Genomic DNA, 20,217 nt, shown 5'->3' with positions numbered 1-20,217 from the left:
AATTTTCTTTCTTCATTGTGGTGATCAGGAGAAAATGTGCTGGAATAATTTCCTTTTTTTTATCCATGTTGTTTAATGGAGTTCTGGGACTATACTCTTTGGATCATTATTGTCAGATCCTAGGGGTATGTATTGCAGGGTGTTCCTGCGATTTGGGTTTAGCAAGCCGGGGTACAGATTGACACCTGTTTTACCCGGGTACTCAGGCACTAATGTCTTGGTAGCTTATAAGCAGCTAACTAGGGTGTAGTTAATTTGCAGTGTCCAGGTAGTGTGACCTTGTCTTCTAATTGTGAAGGCGTTTTGATAAATGGTCGCTCTTGCATAGAAATTTACCCTTTACCACGGTTTTGAATTCCGCTGGTTGGTGTGTGGGGAAAGCGTTTTTCAAGCAAGATGCTCTAATGACCAGGATAGGTCGAAAAGGACAATAACAGAATCAGTTCATGACGTTTTTTGACTGATTCACACCTCTGAATGCAGGGCTCTGGGTCTGCTCAATAATAATAAGAAGTTTCCGCCTCAACTTTCTGAGACCGAGTGCGGATCGTCAGGGGATGTAAGGGAATGATGCAGCACATGCGAGCACTTTTTCTTCTTGCTGCCGGTTTTCTTGGTAGCTTGTTGCCCGTACGCCTGATGGCGGACTGGCAGGTCAACATGACTGAGGGGGTGACGGCTATCAGCCGTTCCATCTACGGTCTTCACATGACCATTTTCATCATTTGTGTCGTTATTGGCGTACTGGTGTTTGGTGTCATGTTTTATTCAATCATCATGCACCGGAAGTCCCGTGGCGTTAAGCCGCAGCATTTTCACGAAAGCACGCTGGTTGAAATTGCCTGGACCACGATTCCATTCCTCATTCTGGTTTTAATGGCTATTCCTGCCACCAGAACCCTCATAGACATTTACAACACTGATGAAGCCGAAGTGGATATTAAAATCACGGGCTACCAGTGGAAGTGGCAGTACGAATATCTGGGAGAAGGCGTTTCATTCTTTAGTAATCTGTCGACGCCGCAAGAACAGATTTACAACGTCCGCAACAAAGAAAATAACTACCTGCTGGAAGTGGATGAACCACTGGTATTGCCCGTTGGTCAAAAGGTTCGTTTTCTTGTTACCGCCGCAGACGTTATCCATTCCTGGTGGGTTCCGGCTTTTGCCGTTAAGCGCGACGCTATTCCCGGATTTATTAACGAAGCCTGGACCAAAATTGAAAGGCCCGGCATTTACCGTGGGCAATGCGCCGAACTGTGCGGTAAGAATCACGGCTATATGCCCATTGTCGTGGATGCCAGAACCCCCGAGGACTTTAATGCCTGGCTTGTGGAAAAAAGACAGGAAGCAGAAAAGGTCAGACAGTTAACTCAGGAAAACTGGGACATGGATAAGTTGATGAAGCTGGGCAAAACCACTTACGAAAAAATCTGCGCAGCCTGTCATCAGGTGGGCGGAGAGGGAATGCCTCCATTGTTCCCGGCATTAAAAGGAGCCGATATGACGGTTAAGGCTGATGGGCTTGAAGGCCATGTTGATATCGTTATGAACGGCAAAAAAGGGTCAGCTATGCAGGCATTTGCCAACCAGCTGAATGAAGCCGAGCTGGCCGCCGTTATTACTTATGAGCGAAACGCCTGGGGCAATAACACCGGTCAGATTGTCACTCCAAAACAGATTCTTGAGTACAAGAAGACAGGAGAGCTGAAACCAGACGACAGCGCCAAACCCGCAGCAAGCCAGCAGCAAGCTGCTCTTGATAAGCAAGCATCGCCGTGAGGACGCCATCATGACCGAACAGACACTTGAACATCACGACGATCACCACCACGGTCCGGCAAAAGGCTTAATGCGCTGGGTGCTGACCACCAACCACAAAGATATTGGCTCGATGTATTTGTGGTTCAGTTTCATCATGTTTCTGACGGGGGGCGCCATGGCAATGGTTATCCGGGCAGAACTGTTTCAGCCAGGATTGCAGATAGTCGAGCCGGCATTTTTTAACCAGATGACCACCATGCACGGGCTGATCATGGTGTTTGGTGCGGTTATGCCTGCTTTTGTCGGGCTGGCGAACTGGATGATTCCGATGATGATTGGTGCGCCTGATATGGCGTTGCCAAGAATGAATAACTGGAGTTTCTGGATTCTGCCGTTTGCTGCCCTGATGCTGGTCAGTACTCTGTTTATGGAAGGTGGCGGCCCTAACTTTGGCTGGACTTTCTATGCGCCGCTGTCCACGGATTACTCTCCTCCATCAACCACCTTTTTTATCTTTGCTATTCACATGCTGGGTATCTCGTCGATTATGGGAGCGATCAACATCATCGCCACCATTCTCAATCTGCGGGCTCCCGGTATGACCATGATGAAAATGCCTCTGTTTGTCTGGACCTGGCTGATCACTGCCTACCTTCTGATAGCAGTGATGCCCGTGTTGGCAGGTGCTGTGACCATGATGCTAATGGATATACATTTTGGCACCAGCTTCTTTAATGCCGGCGGCGGTGGTGACCCGGTACTGTTTCAGCATATCTTCTGGTTCTTCGGACATCCGGAAGTGTACATCATGATACTGCCGTCGTTTGGTATCGTGTCTGCAATCATCCCTACCTTTGCCCGCAAGCCGCTGTTTGGTTACACGTCAATGGTCTACGCCACCAGTAGCATTGCATTCCTGTCGTTTATTGTCTGGGCGCATCACATGTTCACAGTGGGGATTCCGCTGGTGGGTGAACTGTTCTTTATGTATGCCACCATGCTGATTGCTGTGCCAACAGGCGTGAAGGTTTTCAACTGGGTAACCACTATGTTTCGTGGTGCCATGACCTTTGAAACGCCCATGCTGTTTGCCATTGCTTTTGTGGTGTTGTTCACCATCGGTGGTTTCTCCGGGCTGATGCTGTCCATTGCACCGGCCGATTTCCAATACCATGATACTTACTTTGTGGTGGCACACTTCCACTATGTTCTGGTGCCCGGTGCTATTTTCGCCATCTTTGCCGCTACGTATTACTGGCTTCCCAAGTGGACCGGTCACATGTACGACGAAACGCTGGCAAAAACGCACTTCTGGTTGTCGTTTATTGGCATGAACCTGACATTTTTCCCAATGCACTTTGTTGGTCTGGCCGGCATGCCCAGACGAATTCCTGACTACGCCCTGCAATTTGCCGACTTTAATCAGATTGCCAGCCTGGGTGGTTTTTTGTTTGGGACCACACAGCTGTTGTTTCTGTTCATTGTTCTCAAGTGCATCCGTGGAGGTAAAAAAGCGGAAGCTCAGGTCTGGGAAAGCGCTGAAGGTCTGGAGTGGAGTCTGCCCTCCCCGGCACCCTACCACACCTTTACGACACCTCCTGATGTGAAGTAAGGCAAGGGTTGCCATATGACTGAGAAGGATAAAACCAAGGAAGAAAAAGTCGTCGATCTGTCAAAACGAACCATGCTGCGCACTGGACTGGTTGCGGGTGGTATGTTTGGTTTTGGCTTTGCCATGGTTCCGATCTACGACGTTTTCTGCAAAGTCACAGGGTTGAATGGCAAGACGGACCCGAACCCTTATACCGGCAAAGCGGTGATGGACACCAGTCGCATTATCAAAGTGCAGTTTGTGGCAACGAAAAATGCAGGGATGAGCTGGGACTTTCATCCGAATATTTCTGAAGTCGAAGTGCATCCGGGCCAGGTAGGAGAACTCAGCTTTTTCGCTCGTAACCCGACCAGTAAAAGAATGATCGGCCAGGCAATACCCAGTGTAACGCCATTTCAGGCCACCAATTATCTGCACAAGGTGGAATGTTTCTGCTTTACCACCCAGACCCTTGATGCAGGTGAAGAAAAAGTCATGCCGCTGAGAATTATTGTGGATCAGGAATTACCCCGGCATATCACCAAACTAACCCTGTCGTACACTCTGTTTGATGTGACGACCATGGGGGAAAGGACGCTGAAGTCTTGAGGAGAGTTTAATGGCTGACGAAGGTAGCTATTACGTTCCGGCACAGAGCAAGTGGCCAATCATAGCCTCTGTCGGCATGTTTCTGACGCTTGCGGGTGCAGGCATGATGATGAACGATATGTCTGCCGGTGTGAAAGATTCTAATGCACACTACGTGTTGTTTGGTGGTGCGCTGATTATGGCTTATATGCTGTTTGGCTGGTTTGGCAATGTGATCAGTGAGTCTCATGCCGGTCTCTACAGCCCTCAGATGGACCGGAGTTTTCGTTGGGGGATGAGCTGGTTTATTTTCTCGGAAGTCATGTTCTTCTTCGCTTTTTTCGGTGCGTTGTTTTACATTCGAATGTTCGCAATTCCCTGGCTGGGTGGTGAAGGGCATGGGGAGATGACGAATCAGCTGTTATGGCCGGAATTTACCGCCGAATGGCCTTTGATGAAAACACCGGATAATGAAACCTTTCCTGGTCCTGGCGCGATTGTAGACCCTTTTCATCTTCCGCTTCTGAACACGCTGCTGCTGGTGACTTCCAGCATTACTCTGACCATTGCCCATCACGCCTTGCGTAAAGATGAGCGTACCAAAGTTAAAATATGGCTGTTGGCCACCCTGATACTCGGTTTTGCGTTTTTGTTCTTTCAGGCGGAAGAATACATTGAGGCATATAACGAGCTGGGATTAACCCTCAGTGCGGGTATTTATGGTTCCACCTTCTTTATTCTGACGGGATTCCACGGGGCGCATGTAACCCTTGGGGCGCTGATGCTGACCGTTATGTTTTTCAGAATTCTCAAAGGTCATTTTGAGCCTGAAAAGCACTTTGCCTTTGAGGCAGCCTGCTGGTACTGGCACTTTGTGGATGTTGTCTGGATCGGGCTGTTTATCTTTGTCTATCTGCTGTGATAAACATAGCTATTGATACGATGAGTTTACCGGTATAACCAGGGGGCATTGCTGTGAATATCACCGTGCAGCCATGCCAACACAATGATCAGCATGATCAGAGCAGTCAGGGTGATACGTACCGTCAGGGAGTTAACAAGCCTGGCTGATCCGCTTCGGTCAGTGATAAGGTAGTAAAGTCCCCGAGCCAGGCAGACGAGTACGGCGAAGAAAAGAATAAGAATAATAATTTTTAACCACATACCAGACTTCCATTGCTTAAATTAGAGCTGAACGAGTTCTTGTACGAAAGCTTTAAGAGCCTCGTAAGAGGCTAAGAAAAAAGCATAACAGTGGAACTGGATTGAGCACCAGATGTTGAAGTATAGAATCAAGCTGTCGCTGTTGGTGATGCTGTTGCTGCCCTTGCTGATATCCCTTGGGCTATGGCAGTTTTCCCGCTATGAGCAAAAGCTGGAACTTGAACAGATGCTGGCTGAGCGCGTGGCGATGCCTCCCCTGTTTTACTCAGACGTAAAACGCTTTCCTGATCCCATGTATCTCCCTGTTAAAGTACAGGGACGGTTTGACGCTTCCCGCTATTTTTTACGTGACAATCAGGTCTATGCCGGACTGGCAGGGTATGAGCTGATTATGCCTTTTACGACAACTGACGGACAGTCGCTGCTGGTTAACCGGGGTTGGCTGGGCAGTGAATCCAGAATGGTATTGCCCGACGTTAAAACGCCTGAAACTGTAGTTGAACTAATGGGAATGCTTTATAGACCTCTGGGAAAAGCCTTCACTCTGGGTGAAGATATCTGGGCCGAATCATGGCCCAAGCGCATCCAGACGCTGGACTTCCAAAAAATAAAAACAGCATTAAACCTTGAAATCCCATCTATGTTGTTGGTTCTGGATGATCAGCAGCCGGGGGCTTTACAGGTTCGTCCGGTCACGATGAAAACGACATCCGGCAAGCACCTTGGTTACTCATTTCAGTGGTTCACCATGGCGCTGGTGCTGCTCGGACTTTATCTTTGGCAAATGATTAAATTCAGGAAACATCAGCATGCAGGAAGCCAAATATAACCGTAGAGACACAAGCAACAAAAGAAAGCCGAACAGCCAGCCAGGCAGAGCAAAAGGTCGGTTGCAGATGCTACTGATTTTTGCAATTCCCGCCTTTGCCATCTGTCTTTCTTACCTGATGTACTTCACAGGTGTCTTTATTCCTGAAGGTAAAACCAATAAAGGTCAGCTGATCCTGCCGCCTAAACCGCTCTCACAACTGAACCTGATACAGGGAGATCAGGCATTTTCTGAAGCAAATCTTGATGGACGCTGGGCAATTTTAGTATTGGGGAGTAAAGATTGTTTGTCTGAATCCTGTCAGGAGGCTATGTACCAGACCCGGCAGGCACACATTGCGCTTGGCAAGGAAACAGACAGGGTTGTGAGAACGTTTATAGCGGATGAAGATCTGTCTTTGAGTCACAATTTTCAGCAGGAGCATCCCGATATTATCTGGCTTAAAGCCAATAAGGCCGTTTTACTGAAGGAGCTTGACCTCAGGGAGTGGCCAACAGGGCGTTATTTTATTGTGGACCCTCTTGGCAATGTCATGATGGGGTATGAGTCTGCGCAGTATGGGGGAGATCTGCTTAAAGACTTAAAGCGGTTACTGAAAGCCTCGAAAATCGGCTAGCACACTTTATAGCAAGAGTCATAGCACGAGTCATAGCACGAGTCACAGTAAGAATAACGACAGTAACAGGATAAAAGGGTCTGATATGGGAACGGTTAAAAAGAAGGGCTTTTATCTGGCACTGTTTGCCACTGCCCTGGCAATGGTTGTAGTAGTTCTGGGGGCTTATACACGGCTGGTTCATGCGGGTCTGGGCTGCCCTGACTGGCCTGGCTGTTATGGACAGTTAACCGTTCCTGAAACCGCCAGGGAAATAGCCGTGGCAGAAGCTTTATTCCCCGACTCTCCTGTAGAAGTTGGAAAAGGCTGGGCGGAAATGATTCATCGCTATGTAGCGGGCCTGTTGCTTCTGGTGGTGCTGAGTATTGCACTGGTTTCGTGGAAGCACCGTAAAGAGCCGGGTCAGCCGGTTGTTCTTCCTTTCTTTATCCTGGGACTGATTATTCTGCAGGCTGCTTTTGGCATGTGGACAGTTACGCTGAAGCTGTGGCCTCAGGTAGTGACATTGCACCTGCTGGGAGGCTTTGCCACCTTCAGTCTGTTGTTCCTTCTGACGCTTCGGCTGTCTGGCATGGGCTGGAAAAAACTGCCTTCAGACGCTCTTAAGGGTTTAAAGGTTTTGAGCATGGCAGGTTTACTGGTAGCGATTGTGCAAATCACCCTGGGAGGCTGGATCAGCTCAAACTATGCAGCGCTCGCCTGCCCTGATCTGCCTATGTGTCAGGGGCAGTGGCTGCCGCCCACTGACTTTGCCGAAGGGTTTGATATCACTCAGGAGATTGGCCCGAACTATCTGGGAGGGCAAATGGACTCTGCTGCCCGAACCGCTATTCATCTGACTCATCGAATGGGTGCTTTAATAACAGTGCTGGTGTTATTGCTGCTATCAGTCAGAGTACTCCGATACAGTAGACAACTGTCTTACAGTTCACGCTCCAGCCTGAAAAAAATAGCGGTCAGCGTGGTGTTTATTTTGACGATTCAGGTGATTCTGGGGCTCAGCAATATTGTCTGGCACCTGCCATTACCGGTGGCTGTTGCACATAATTTATTTGGGGCTTTGCTACTGCTGTCTCTGGTAGCTTTAAATTATCGATTGCATGTTTCAGGGGATGAATGAGGAAGCTTGTTATGAACAAGGTAACGTACAGCGAACCCGTCCAGTGGAAGGACTATCTGGAACTGACCAAGCCCAAAGTGGTTGCGCTGATGGTGCTGACGGTGGTGATAGGCATGTGCCTGGCAACGCCGGGTATTGTGCCACTGGATGTACTGTTGTTTGGTAATACTGGCATCGCTTTGTCCGCCGCTTCAGCAGCGGTTATCAACCATGTGGTTGACCGGCGCATTGATAACATCATGGCTCGAACGCACAAGCGACCGGTAGCAGAAGGAAGAATCGCCCCCGCACAGGCAATAACCTTTGCCTTTGTTCTGGGCGTAACGGGGATGGCTATTCTGGTCTGGCTGGTTAACCCCCTGACCGCTTGGCTGACTCTGGCGTCCTTAATAGGTTATGCCGTGGTTTACACGTCGTTCTTAAAGCGCGCGACGCCACAAAATATTGTGATTGGCGGGCTGGCTGGAGCCGCTCCTCCCTTGCTGGGCTGGACATCGGTAACAGGACAGTTTGATGGTAATGCCCTGCTGCTGGTGCTGATCATCTTTGCCTGGACACCTCCGCACTTCTGGGCTCTGGCTATTCACCGTAAAAAAGAATACGCCAAAGCTGACATTCCCATGCTGCCAGTCACCCATGGCGAGGCCTATACCAAACTGCATATCGTGCTTTATACCGTGATTATGATTCTGGTCAGCGTGCTGCCTTTTCTCACGGGAATGAGTGGTTTACTCTATCTGGCAGGTGCTTTGGGGCTGGGGGGGCGATTCCTGTACTGGTCAGTTGCCCTGATGCGTGACAGTCGTCCCCATGCTGCCATTAAGACGTTCAAATACTCCATCACGTATCTGATGTTGCTGTTTGTATTTTTACTGGCAGATCATTACACGACATTTTAAAAGAACAGTTTTCTAGTACATGAATTCAATGACTTTGACGTGTTGCGTAGGTTGGGACGATGTACTAGTAAAGCATTCGTAGTAAATAAAGAGAGAGCCGCATGAAAAAACAGATAAAAGGCAATGTCAGTAAAACCGTACTGTTACTTCTTGCGGTTGTAGCCATGGTGTTTGGTTTAACGTTTTATAAATACACAACCAGGCCGTCTATTTCTCTCGAAGACCTGCAGAAAATGGGCACCGTCGTGTTTGAGGCTCCCCGATCATTCCAGATGGCCGACCTGACAGACCACAATGGCAAAATATACAACAATGGTAGTCAGAAGGGCCAGTGGACACTGATGTACTTTGGCTACACATTCTGTCCGGATATCTGCCCAATCACACTGAGCCAGTTGAATGGAATGGATAAACAACTAAAGCAGGACAATATAAATCTGGCTCAACAGATGAGGTATGTGCTGGTCTCCGTTGACCCTCGTCGAGATACTGTTGAGAAGCTGAAAGGCTATGTGCCTTACTTTAACAAAGATTTTATTGGTGTGACCGGAGAGGTAAAAAACATTCATGACCTCACGGTGCAGCTTAATATGCCCTATACACCAGTGCTTGACCCTGAGGATGAATTTTATCTGGTCGATCACGGTGCTAATCTGGCCATCATCAACCCGGCAGGCGAATACCACGGTTTTATCAGACCACCTCTGGAGCCCGCAAAGCTTACCCGGATCATGACTGCTGTTGATGAAAACTACAGGCGCTAAAGGACATTCTTAAAAACATCAGGCGATATATGGCGAATTACTTATATTGAGCCAGACCTTTACTTCGATACACTGCGTGTTTTTTGAAGCCAGTGCATTGACACTAATGTGTTACGTCGACGTATTCGCAGGTTGGGTAGAGCGAAGCGGCACACAACACGGTGACTACAGTCATGCACTGGGCTAAGTTATCAGATTAAAAACACGAGAACATAATGATCCAGGTTGTAGGTCACAGTAATCCCGATTCCGATAGTATTTGTTCATCACTGGTTGCTGCTGAGTGGCTGAAAATTTCCCGCAGTGTTGAAGCGGTTGCGGTTGCCCAGGGTGAAGTCACTGGCGAAACTGCTTTTATCCTGAATGAAGCTGGAGTTGAAGCGCCTGCTCTGTGTGAAAGTGTTGAAGGTAAAAAAGTATGGCTGGTGGATTTCACCGATCTGGGTCAGGGGCCAGAAGGTCTCGATAAAGCCGATATCATGGGTGTAATTGACCACCATCGACTGGGCGACCTGACCACTGTTAATCCGCTGGAAATGTGGATCTGGCCTGTGGGTTGCAGCTCTACCATTCTGTTCAATCTGTTCCGTATGGAAAGCGTGAAGATCGAGCGTTCTGTTGCCATTCTGATGCTGGGTGCCATCATCAGTGACACCGTTGCTTTCCGCTCTCCAACCTGTACCGATAAAGACCGCGAAGCCGCCAGACTGCTGGCTGAGGAAGCGGGTATCAGCCTGTATGACTTTGCTGATCGTCTGCTGCGTGCCAAGACCAATCTGGACGGCCTGACTATCGACAGCCTGGTAGACCGTGACCTGAAGCAGTATGCCATTAACGGTGCCAACGTAGTGGTAGGTCAGTTGGAAATCGCCAGCTTCGAGCAGGTTGAAGATAAAATGGAAGCTCTGGACGCTGAGTTACAGGCTCGCTGCGTACAAGGCGGTTTCAAACTGGCTGCTCTGATGCTGACGGATATCACGTCTTCAACCACTCGCCTGCTGGTGCAGGGTGAGTGGGCTGAAAAGCTGAAGTCCGACAGTGCCGACCGCTGGGTGCAGATGGAAGATACCCTGAGCCGTAAGAAGCAGGCATGGCCGTGGATTCAAAAGACTCTGGCTGCATAATCCGGGTTTGATACCATAAATATATCACCGTCATCTTTTAGAGAAGGCGGTGAGGTTTACAAATTACTGTTCTCCTTGCCAGTAAGTTAATTGAACAACCCGAACTATCTATGCCCAATAACAATGTCACTGACCGACACAGAAAAATGATCCTGAAAACGATGGCTTCTATCTTCACTGTTGCGGCCTGTACGACAGCAACGGTTTCTAAGGCAGCAATAGCTTCTACGACAAATAGCGGTCAATGGGGGATTGGGGTTTCTTTTCGTCATAGCACTATTCCTTATAAGGTTGATCGAGCCGATTCTGTAGGGACGGTCATTCCGCAGATTTTTTATGAAGGCGAAACCATCTTCCTGCGCGATCTGGAATGGGGGTTGAAAGCTTATGAAGATGATGACAATCACATCAACGCCGTCATTAAACGTCGTTTTGTCAGCATTCCTCATCGCCTGCAAAACCAGTATCAGGAAGATTCCCTGGACTGGGGGGTACAGTGGGTTCATCGGGTAAACGACAATCGTAGCTGGCGCCTTGAGGCGTTGACCGAAACCCGTTCTCTGTCCCGGTCACAGTTTTATGCCGGCCACGACTGGCAGCTGCAATACGGTAAGCTGGAACTTAAACCGAGGGTAGGTCTGCGTTACAAATCCAAAAAATTTAACAGCTACTACTATGGCCTGAGTGATTATGAAGAGTTCAATGGCCAGAACATTGATGCAGGCATTGAGGCAGAAGCAGGTGTCAGCCTGCGTTACCCATTGCTGAACGGACTCTATTTAACCGGTTCCCTGGAGTACGTTTACCTGGATGCCAACGCCCGTCATTCACCCAGTGTGGACAGCAATGGCTTTGGTGCTGTCAGGCTTGGCTTTGTCTACTTTGATGAGCCTTCCAAAGGCACCGGAACGGTTCCTGCCATGGCTGAAGGTTCCTATCTGCGAGGGGCTCATGGCTGGGCGACCCCGTCGGATATGGGAGATATCCTTAGCTTTCAATCCGAACGTGACCCCTACAACAATCAGATGAGTTCTGTCTTTTACGGTCATCCGTTACGACAGGGGTGGCTGGGCTATCCCGTGGATATTTATCTTCACAGCGGTATCGTCTACCACTATGAAAAAAACAAAGTAGACGAGAATGGCAGAAAGGTTCAGGACCCGGTCTGGGAAGGGATTGTTTCCATCAAGGCTTATTACAACTTCACCTGGCCGGTTCGCTGGCGTTTTGGTCTTGCGGAAGGTTTGTCTTATGTCAGCAGGTTGACCTACAACGAATGGCAGGAGATGAACAAGCATGACAGTGAAGGCAGCAAGCTGATGAACTATCTGGATGTCAGCTTCGACGCTAACGTGGGTGATCTTGTCCACAGTAAGTCTCTGGAAAACCTGTGGGTGGGTTACAGTATGCATCATCGGTCTTCTATTTTTAAACAGGCATCCCAGTTTGGTCGTATAAAGGGCGGCAGTAATTTTAATACTGTTTATCTGCAATACCATTTTTAACAGTATCTGCCTGAATAAATCACCCGGTCATCAAAACCGGGTGAAATAACAATAAAGTCAGGGACTTATATTACTCACGAATAGTCGTATAAATCATACTGAGCAGGAACATTAGAAAACAGACGACAACGACAGACGGACCTGCCGGGGTATCCAGATGCCACGAAGCAGAGAGTCCGCCGGACACGCCCAGCAAGCCGAAGCCACTCGACAGTGCAGCCATTTGCTCTGGTGTCCGTGCAAATTTCTGGGCGGTGGCAGCAGGAATGATCATGAGGGAAGTGATCAGCAGAACGCCAACAATTTTCATGGCAATAGCAATCACCAGCGCCATCAGTAGGGTTAACACCAGTCTGACTCTTTGTACCGGAAAGCCTTCTACCTGGGCCAGCTCTGCGTGAACGGTCATGGCCAGCAGTGGACGCCAGAGCCAGATCAGGGCACCAAGCACAATGACCCCGCCGCCATAAATCCAGTACAGGTCTTGTACACCGGTGGCCAGAAGATCACCGAACAGATAGGACATCATATCGATCCGCACATTACCGGCAAAACTGACAGCGACCAGACCGATGGATAAACTGCTGTGAGCCAGTATGCCCAGCAGTGTGTCTGAAGCCATGCGTTTCTGGTTTTGCATCAGTACCAGAATCAGGGCCAGAAGCAGTGAGCAGAAGATAACCGCAAGGTTCAGGTCAATATCCAGCAATAAGCCAATGGCGACCCCAAGCAGGGCTGAATGAGAGAGCGTATCGCCAAAGTAAGCCATACGTTGCCAGACCACAAAACAACCCAGGGGGCCGGCGATCAGGGCCACACCAAAGCCAGCGAGCATTGCATGGAGCAGCAGATCAGAAATCATGGCGTGTCTCCATTACCATCAGCCTTGTGAACAACATTCCCTTTTAAGGTGTGTTCATGATCATGATGATGAGTGTAAATCGCCAGCTCGTCTGATTCTCTGCCGAACAGTTTGAGGTAGGCCGGGTCCTGTCGTACCTGAAGAGGGGAGCCAGAACAGCAGATATGATGGTTCAGGCAAACTACCTTGTCGGTAGAAGCCATGACCAGGTGCAGGTCGTGGGATACCATAAGTACTGAGCACCCCTGCTCATTCCTCAACTCAGTGATCAGTTTATAAAGCTCCTTCTGCCCGTTGACATCGACACCCTGAACCGGTTCATCCAGCACCAGCAGGTGTGGCTTATGTAGCAGCGCCCTGGCCAGCAGGGTTCTCTGCAGCTCACCTCCGGACAGGGACTGAACCGGAGAGTTAATGACATGCTCTACCCCGGTTCTGCCCAGGGCGTTTTTTACGTCTGAAAGTGGCTGGTTAGTCAGGGACAGGAAGCGCTTAACGGTCAGGGGCATGGTGTTATCCACGTAGAGCTTCTGTGGCATATAACCGATTCGTAAACCACGTTTGATGGTTCTCTGTCCTGAGTCAGGTTTTTGCAAGCCCAGAACAACACGAACCAGTGTCGTTTTTCCTGCGCCATTTGGGCCGATCAGCGTTACGATTTCCTCTGGCTTCAGCTCCAGAGAAATATTGGACAGTACGGTTCGCTCCCCGTAAGCATGAGTGACCTTGTTAAGGCTTATTAGTGTTTGAGACATCTTAATCCGTAAAAATAGGCGAGAAGATAAAAACTGTTCTGGTCATGACGCTCCATTCATGTCGGTATCCGGTGTGTCAGCGGAGGTAACACAATGACGACACAGGCCGGTTAGTTCAATGGAGCTTTCGGAAACAATAAAACCCTGCTCAGACGCACAGGACTGAATGGCATTATTTATAGCGGCATGATCCACCTCCTGAGTGGTTCTGCACTGTTTGCAGATCAGGAAACTGCCATGGTGTGACTCCCCCGGATGCGGGCAGCCAATAAAAGCATTCAGTGACGACAGTCGGTGAATAAGCCCCTGTTCCAGCAGGAAGTCCAAAGCCCGGTAGACGGTAGGAGGCTGCGCAGACCTGGATTCCAGCTTTGCCAGCTGGGCTAGAACCTCATAGGCTCCAACGGGCTGATGGCTTTGCCAGACCAGCTTCAGAACGGTTTTACGCAGAGGCGTAAGACGAACCCCGTTGCTCTGGCAGATATCAGAGGCTGTCTGAAGAGCTTCTTCTATGCATTCGTCATGATTGTGGGGGTGATAAACACTACTCATTGTGCTGGGTTAATGACTCGAAAAATATAATGTTACATTATAACCCGAATCGATATGGATTTAATCGGGCAGATGCCTGCCCGATGGTATTATTCTTTGTCCAGTGGAGGTGGTTCTGTGGGATGCCAGGATGGCGTAGTGGAGCCGTCTGAATCTTTTTCGGATGCAGGTTCATCTCTTTCTGGCTCCAGACTGTTGTCCTCTTTCGGGGACTCAGAAATAGCTGCGATGAGTTCGTCTTCACCGGTCTGGGTGGATGCAGAGAACGCTCTGAATGGCACCTCTACAGGCTCGATTTTCCTTTGGGAAAGGAAGTTTTTCAGATGCTTTCTCAGCTCCTGCTCCCGAAAGGCGCTACCCTTTGCTGCCAGAGAAGGATAGGCGTTTTTCAGCATCGTTATGGTTTGCTCTATTGCTTCATCCATGGGCAGTTGCACGTTATCGTAATACAGGGGGCGACTGATTCTTTGCGCTGCTAAATCACGATATTCCTGCGGAAAGTGACTGTTGTCTTTTGTGCCCTGGTCTTCCAGTTTCTCGATTTTTTTTGCAGCTTTCAGTCGTGATCTGGACCAGTAAGCGGTTTGTGTCTGATGAACGGCTTCGGCTTTTTCTTTCTGTAGCTTTGCATGGTCTTTTGAACGCTGGTGGACTCGCTCCAAAAGGACGGCTTTTTTATGATCTTCTGGCGATTCGCTATTCAGAAGCTCTATTGCCCGCTTTGCCCAGGGTTCGTTAATTTTCTGGAGTTCTTTGATCTTTCGGGTTTTGTGCTTGCCTTCAGGAATATCAGCACGGTCAATAGGTTGCTCACCCTGCTCAAACATCTGCTCGACGGCCAGATCCGCCGGAGACTGGTATTTGAAGCTCTCCTGATGAAGGGTGTCGGTCATTTTATGCTTACGGTTCCAGTCTTCTTCCTGTACTTCTGATGGCGTACGAGGGGCAGGAGTGTTTTCTTCTAATGGTGAAGAGGAAGGTGACGAGCTGCTCCAGCTTGTTGGAGGGCTGTATGCTCTTCTGGCGTACTCACAGGCTACGTTATACAGCGCCAGCTTGACGGTCTGGTCGTCAAGGGCTTTATCCAGCCGTTCAATCGTGGCTTTTTTTATACCGGCCTGAGATAAGATCTCTGTAACGTCTGAGCGTAGTTGTAGCATTTGCGTCACCCGGTAGATTTTTTTACTGTCTACCGCCATGTCCGCTACTTTTTTGGCTCCGTCCAGTGGGTCGCTCACCATTTCTGAGGGGTGTGTAACGGCGTCGGTGATTCTGGCAACGGTCTGGTCAAATTCTTCCCGATCAGCCTGAGAGTCTTCCAGAAGCGCTTTGACATCGACCACCATCAGGCTGGACACGGCTTTATAAGGACGTGTCGTGCGTTTTGAAATAGCCCCGGCAAGCGCCTTTGCAAAGGCTCGCTCTTCCTGTTTGCTGATATGTTCAAACTCTGCCTGCCTGGTATCCAGATACTTTCTTTTCCAGCTGGTAGGAGGCCAGAATAACCTGACCAGCATGCCTTTAAATTTTTGCGGCCCGGTTCCTTTAAACTGACCCGCAACGATCCTGCCGTTGCGAAGCCGAAGTACCTGGTCGTCATTGTATTTTTGTGTGAGCTTTTCTGCTTGCTGAATCAGATTGGCAGGTATACCAAGCATGCTGCGTCCTTGCTGTTTTTCTGTTCTTGCTGTTATCCCTTAAAGCAAGAATAGGTCAGGGAAGTACCGGGATGTTTTCCTGACTTCGTAAAAGCACCATTTTTTTAAATTCATCCGGGTCTTTGAAGTTGAGAACCTGATTTTCCTGATGTTCTTTATCCACTTCCTGCTCAGGATGAACAAAGGTGATTATGCGGGAAATCCAGAAGCGGAAGGCGGCAAGGCGCAACATCAGAGGCCATGATTCTTTTTCCTGTGGAGTAAATGAACGAACCTGTGAGTAGGCGTGGGTTATGGCCGTCAAGCGATTGTCGTTCAACGACAGGTCGGGATTAATGCACCAGTCATTGACGGTCACCGCGAGGTCATAAAGCAGGTAGTCGTGGCAGGCGTTGTAAAAGTCGATAATGCCGGTAATTTTCTCCTGGTCGAATAAAACATTATCGTGGAACAGGTCGCCGTGGATTAGCCCTGTTGGTAACTGGCAGGCTTTGGATTGTTCATGGGTAGATAGCTCAGAGAGGATGTCCTGCCAGAGAGTCTGCATCAGTTCTGCCTCATGGGAAGGCAAAAGTGGACTTAGCCGCTTCACCTGAAGCTTCAACCACGGAATGCCCCGCTGATTTTCCTGTTGCAGGCTGGATTTTTGCCCAATTAGATGCAGTTTTGCCAGCTGTGTACCAATCTGACGGCAATGTTCAGCACTGATTGTACTCAGATGTTGGCCTTTAAAGCATGGGCTGATCAGACAGGGTTTGCCCTTTAATGTATGCAGGGCTTCTCCCTGCCTGTCCCTGATGGGCGCAGGAACCCGGATACCTCCTTCACTAAGCTCCGTTGTGAAATCAATAAAAAAAGGCAGGGTTTCTTCGGGCAGGTATTCAAACAGCGTCAGAACATAACGTTGTTGGGTGTTGCCGGACTTCAGGTCAATGAAGTAATTGGTATTCTCGACACCACTTTCGATACCTGTAAAGTCGCACAGGGCTCCAAGATCATAATGTGATAACAGTGATTCTATGTCACTGGCTGACAAGTGGGTGTAAACAGACATAACTTCCTTAATGCGTCTCTCTCAGGCCCTTATGCACGCTTGCGCCTGGCTTATTTATTGGTTGTATTCTGGCGGGCTTCATTTCCATTGGAAAATGGTCCACGATGGCACTAGCATGCCGGGTTTGTCAGCTCGAATAAAGTTTCCCTGATTATCCGCCGCAATCAGGAAGTACGGAGGGCCTACCTTCGGTGTCACATGAATGGCGTACAGAAAAGGGCCGATACGGTATTCGCGAATGGTCCGGTCCTCGCCTGAGCGAATCACAACGGTTGTGTCATCCCGTTGTTCAAGGTCTTTCGGCCGCAGATTTTTGGGAATTTTTTCGAAGTCTGCTTCGCTGATCACATTGGCCTCAGTACTCACTTCCGCAGGCTTTTCCTGGTTAGCTTGCTCTGAGTCCGGCGCTCTGGTCGCGCACCCCGATATGAAAAGAGAGGTGAAAAGAGTGGCAGTCATCAGCGATATTGTGAGTTGTTTCTTCATGGTGTATCTCGCTCATCATCCATCAGGGCATTAAAATAGCTCCAGTAGCTGAGTTTACTCGGAATTCTCTAACCCGAATATCTTTTAAAAAGTAATGACTATGCCAGAACCTCTGTCAGAACAAGAGCCAGAACAAGAGCCAGGACAAGAGCCAGAACAAGCGTCAGCCCCGTTGATTCTTGTTGATGGTTCTTCTTATCTCTATCGTGCCTTCCATGCGTCCGAACGAGCCAACCTGCGAACCTCTGATGGTCAGCCCACCGGTGCAATCCGGGTGATGACCAATATGCTGCGTAAGTTGAACAATGAATACCCCGGCAGCACGGTCGCAGTGATTTTTGATGCCAAGGGGAAAAACTTCCGCCATGACCTGTACTCCGACTACAAGGCTACCCGCAAGCCTATGCCGGATGATTTGCGTTCTCAGGTTCAGCCGATTCACGATATTGTTCGTGCGTTGGGCATGCCGTTGCTGATGATTGAAGGTGTTGAGGCGGACGATGTGATTGGCACGCTTGCCCGCGAAGCAACGGAAAAACAGGTGGACACGATCATTTCCACCGGCGATAAGGATATTGCCCAGCTGGTTTCCGAACATGTCACCCTGATCGACACCATGAAAAACGAAGCCACCGATCTGTCTGGTGTGGTGGATAAGTTTGGCATTCCAGCAAATCTGATTGTGGATTATCTGGCCCTGATGGGGGACTCCAGTGATAACATTCCGGGCATGCCGGGAGTCGGGCAAAAGACAGCCCTGGCACTTTTGCAGGGGATTGGCAGTATTGATGATATTGCTGAGCGTCTGGAAGAGGTTCCGGCACTGGGCTTCCGGGGCAGTAAAAACTTTGCCGCTAAATTTGCTGAACATAAAGAAGTGGTGCTGTTATCCCGGGAGCTGGCCACCATCAAAACGGATGTTGAACTGTCTGTCAGTGTCGACAGCCTGAAAGCTGATCCGGTCGACAAAGAAGCCTTGCTGGCGTTGTTCCGGAAGTTTGAGTTCCGGTCCATGATCGCTGAACTGGACAGCGAGGCAGGAGCCGCAGCAGAAGATCAGACACCAAAGGCTGAAGCCAGCTATGACACGGTTTTGACTGAGTCTGAGTTCAAACACTGGCTGGAGCAACTGAACAAGGCGGAACAGTTTGCCTTTGATACTGAAACCACCAGTCTGGATTATATGGTGGCAGAGCTGGTGGGCGTTTCCTTTGCTGTTGAACCGGGTAAAGCGGCTTATGTACCGGTGGCTCACGATTATATGGGCGCGCCTGAGCAGTTGGATCGCGACTGGGTGTTGGAACAGCTGAAACCCCTGCTGGAAAGTGATGCGAAGAAAAAAATAGGACAGAACCTGAAGTATGACCAGAGCGTTCTGGCTCGTTACGGTATCCACCTGAAGGGCATTGCCTTTGATACCATGCTGGAGTCGTACGTGTTCAATTCGACGGCTACCCGTCACGATATGGACAGTCTGGCTGACAAATACCTTAGCCATCAGTGTACGTCTTTTGAAGATATCGCTGGCAAGGGTAAAAAACAACTGACGTTTAATCAGATCGAACTGGAGAAAGCCTCGCCTTATGCGGCAGAAGATGCGGACATTACCCTGCGTCTTCACCAGGCGCTCTATCCGGGGCTGGAAGCTGAACCTTCCCTTGGCAAAGTGTTCCATGACATTGAGATGCCGCTGGTGGATATTATCTCCCGCCTGGAACGCAATGGTGCAAAAGTCGACGGGGCTTTGCTGGCAACACAGAGCCTGGAGATTGGAGAGCGGCTAAAAGAGCTGGAACGTCAGGCCCATGAAATGGCGGGTGAACCGTTTAATCTTGCGTCTCCAAAACAGTTACAGGCCCTGCTGTTTGAAAAACTTGGTCTTCCGGTCATCAAGAAAACCCCCAAGGGACAGCCGTCCACTGCTGAAGATGTATTGCAGGAGCTGGCACTGGATTACCCTCTGCCGAAACTGCTGATTGAGCACCGGGGGTTGAGCAAGCTGAAGTCGACCTACACTGATAAACTGCCACAGATGATTAACCCTGAAACCGGGCGCATTCATACCTCGTATCATCAGGCGGTGACAGCGACCGGACGGCTGTCGTCTTCTGATCCTAACCTGCAGAACATTCCGATTCGTACAGAAGAGGGTCGCAGGGTTCGACAGGCGTTTGTCGCGACCCAGGGCTATAAGCTGATTGCGGCGGACTACTCTCAGATTGAGTTACGAATCATGGCACACCTCTCTGGCGACAGAGGTTTGCTGGAAGCCTTTGCTAACGGGCTGGATATTCACAAAGCGACGGCTGCGGAAGTCTTCGGGGTGACTCTGGACGATGTGACGTCTGAACAGCGACGGAGTGCCAAGGCGATTAACTTCGGCCTGATCTATGGCATGTCTTCATTCGGCTTATCCAAACAGCTGAATATCTCCAGAAAGTCGGCCCAGGAATACATTGACCTGTATTTTGATCGCTATCCGGGTGTACTCCGTTATATGGAAACCACCAAAGAGAGCGCTCGTGAAAAAGGGTATGTTGAGACCCTGTTTGGTCGCCGACTGTATCTGCCGGAAATTAACGCCCGTAACGGTATGCGCCGTCAGGGGGCAGAGCGTACGGCGATCAATGCCCCGATGCAGGGAACGGCAGCCGATATCATCAAACGCGCGATGGTTGACGTTGACCACTGGCTGATGGAAAGCGGTCTGGATGCCCGCGTAATTATGCAGGTACACGATGAACTGGTTCTGGAAGTGGCCGAAAGTGATCTGGAAGCGGTTTGCAGAGGGGTTAAAGCGAAAATGGCACAGGCTGCTTCTCTGGATGTGCCATTACTGGTTGAAGCGGGTATAGGTGACAACTGGGATGAAGCGCACTAAGAAGA

19 protein-coding genes are annotated in these 20,217 nt (G+C 49.5%); 12 read left to right on the top strand and 7 right to left on the bottom strand.

Going from position 1 to position 20,217, the window contains the following annotated elements; genetic code table 11:
* Positions 1-579 precede the first annotated feature (579 nt).
* Genes coxB through NX722_RS22330 form a run of 4 tightly spaced genes read left to right on the top strand, consistent with a single transcriptional unit; the run spans position 580 to position 4,865 of the window.
* A complete protein-coding gene (coxB, locus tag NX722_RS22345) occupies positions 580-1,782 on the top strand; it encodes a cytochrome c oxidase subunit II (RefSeq protein WP_262565085.1) in 1,203 nt (400 codons plus the stop codon).
* A 10-nt stretch (positions 1,783-1,792) separates the two neighbouring features.
* A complete protein-coding gene (ctaD, locus tag NX722_RS22340) occupies positions 1,793-3,376 on the top strand; it encodes a cytochrome c oxidase subunit I (RefSeq protein WP_262565084.1) in 1,584 nt (527 codons plus the stop codon).
* 15 nt (positions 3,377-3,391) lie between these two features.
* A complete protein-coding gene (locus NX722_RS22335) occupies positions 3,392-3,964 on the top strand; it encodes a cytochrome c oxidase assembly protein (protein ID WP_262565083.1) in 573 nt (190 codons plus the stop codon).
* Between the two features lie 10 nt (positions 3,965-3,974).
* Complete coding sequence (locus NX722_RS22330; RefSeq protein ID WP_262565082.1) at positions 3,975-4,865, top strand: cytochrome c oxidase subunit 3; 891 nt, start codon at positions 3,975-3,977, stop codon at positions 4,863-4,865.
* A gap of 26 nt (positions 4,866-4,891) precedes the next feature.
* Here NX722_RS22330 and NX722_RS22325 read toward each other — a convergent pair whose 3' ends face one another.
* Positions 4,892-5,107 carry a DUF2909 domain-containing protein gene (locus NX722_RS22325; RefSeq protein ID WP_262565081.1) on the bottom strand — a complete coding sequence of 72 codons (216 nt, stop codon included), beginning with the start codon at positions 5,105-5,107 and terminating at the stop codon, positions 4,892-4,894.
* 112 nt (positions 5,108-5,219) lie between these two features.
* On the opposite strand from NX722_RS22325, the gene NX722_RS22320 reads away from it, so the two are divergent.
* The 7 genes from NX722_RS22320 to NX722_RS22290 all read left to right on the top strand — a co-directional run bounded on the left by NX722_RS22320 (position 5,220) and on the right by NX722_RS22290 (position 11,964).
* Positions 5,220-5,936 (top strand): SURF1 family protein, encoded by a 717-nt coding sequence (locus tag NX722_RS22320; RefSeq protein ID WP_262565080.1) that lies wholly within the window; start codon positions 5,220-5,222, stop codon positions 5,934-5,936.
* Positions 5,917-6,552, top strand: a complete 636-nt coding sequence (locus NX722_RS22315; protein WP_262565079.1) for a hypothetical protein — start codon at positions 5,917-5,919, stop codon at positions 6,550-6,552. The genes NX722_RS22320 and NX722_RS22315 overlap by 20 nt, the downstream gene beginning before the upstream one ends.
* An 85-nt stretch (positions 6,553-6,637) precedes the next feature.
* On the top strand, positions 6,638-7,672 hold the full coding sequence (locus NX722_RS22310) for a COX15/CtaA family protein (protein ID WP_262565078.1): 1,035 nt from the start codon (positions 6,638-6,640) through the stop codon (positions 7,670-7,672).
* A gap of 11 nt (positions 7,673-7,683) precedes the next feature.
* Positions 7,684-8,571 (top strand): heme o synthase, encoded by an 888-nt coding sequence (gene cyoE, locus NX722_RS22305; RefSeq protein WP_262565077.1) that lies wholly within the window; start codon positions 7,684-7,686, stop codon positions 8,569-8,571.
* Positions 8,572-8,672: 101 nt separating this feature from the next.
* A complete protein-coding gene (locus tag NX722_RS22300; RefSeq protein ID WP_262565076.1) occupies positions 8,673-9,335 on the top strand; it encodes an SCO family protein in 663 nt (220 codons plus the stop codon).
* Between the two features lie 215 nt (positions 9,336-9,550).
* The gene (locus tag NX722_RS22295) at positions 9,551-10,459 is read left to right on the top strand and encodes a manganese-dependent inorganic pyrophosphatase (RefSeq protein ID WP_262565075.1); all 909 of its coding nucleotides are present in this window, start codon (positions 9,551-9,553) and stop codon (positions 10,457-10,459) included.
* A 110-nt stretch (positions 10,460-10,569) separates the two neighbouring features.
* On the top strand, positions 10,570-11,964 hold the full coding sequence (locus NX722_RS22290; protein ID WP_262565074.1) for a MipA/OmpV family protein: 1,395 nt from the start codon (positions 10,570-10,572) through the stop codon (positions 11,962-11,964).
* A 70-nt stretch (positions 11,965-12,034) separates the two neighbouring features.
* Here NX722_RS22290 and znuB read toward each other — a convergent pair whose 3' ends face one another.
* The 6 genes from znuB to NX722_RS22260 all read right to left on the bottom strand — a co-directional run bounded on the left by znuB (position 12,035) and on the right by NX722_RS22260 (position 17,331).
* On the bottom strand, positions 12,035-12,823 hold the full coding sequence (znuB, locus tag NX722_RS22285) for a zinc ABC transporter permease subunit ZnuB (protein WP_262568709.1): 789 nt from the start codon (positions 12,821-12,823) through the stop codon (positions 12,035-12,037).
* Positions 12,823-13,581, bottom strand: a complete 759-nt coding sequence (gene znuC, locus NX722_RS22280) for a zinc ABC transporter ATP-binding protein ZnuC (RefSeq protein WP_262565073.1) — start codon at positions 13,579-13,581, stop codon at positions 12,823-12,825. Before znuC ends, znuB begins: the two co-directional genes overlap by 1 nt.
* Positions 13,582-13,623: 42 nt before the next feature.
* Positions 13,624-14,133: a Fur family transcriptional regulator gene (locus NX722_RS22275; protein WP_262565072.1), complete on the bottom strand. Its 510-nt coding sequence runs from the start codon at positions 14,131-14,133 to the stop codon at positions 13,624-13,626.
* An 89-nt stretch (positions 14,134-14,222) separates the two neighbouring features.
* Complete coding sequence (locus tag NX722_RS22270; protein ID WP_262565071.1) at positions 14,223-15,791, bottom strand: hypothetical protein; 1,569 nt, start codon at positions 15,789-15,791, stop codon at positions 14,223-14,225.
* A 55-nt stretch (positions 15,792-15,846) separates the two neighbouring features.
* A complete protein-coding gene (locus NX722_RS22265) occupies positions 15,847-16,845 on the bottom strand; it encodes a homoserine kinase (RefSeq protein WP_262565070.1) in 999 nt (332 codons plus the stop codon).
* 78 nt (positions 16,846-16,923) lie between these two features.
* Complete coding sequence (locus NX722_RS22260; RefSeq protein WP_262565069.1) at positions 16,924-17,331, bottom strand: DUF2782 domain-containing protein; 408 nt, start codon at positions 17,329-17,331, stop codon at positions 16,924-16,926.
* Between the two features lie 100 nt (positions 17,332-17,431).
* On the opposite strand from NX722_RS22260, the gene polA reads away from it, so the two are divergent.
* Positions 17,432-20,212: a DNA polymerase I gene (gene polA, locus NX722_RS22255; RefSeq protein WP_262565068.1), complete on the top strand. Its 2,781-nt coding sequence runs from the start codon at positions 17,432-17,434 to the stop codon at positions 20,210-20,212.
* Positions 20,213-20,217 lie beyond the last annotated feature (5 nt).

This window comes from Endozoicomonas gorgoniicola (assembly GCF_025562715.2).
Taxonomy (GTDB): domain Bacteria; phylum Pseudomonadota; class Gammaproteobacteria; order Pseudomonadales; family Endozoicomonadaceae; genus Endozoicomonas_A; species Endozoicomonas_A gorgoniicola.
The sequence above is the reverse complement of the archived record's forward strand: the minus strand, read 5'-3'. Positions and strand labels throughout refer to the sequence as shown.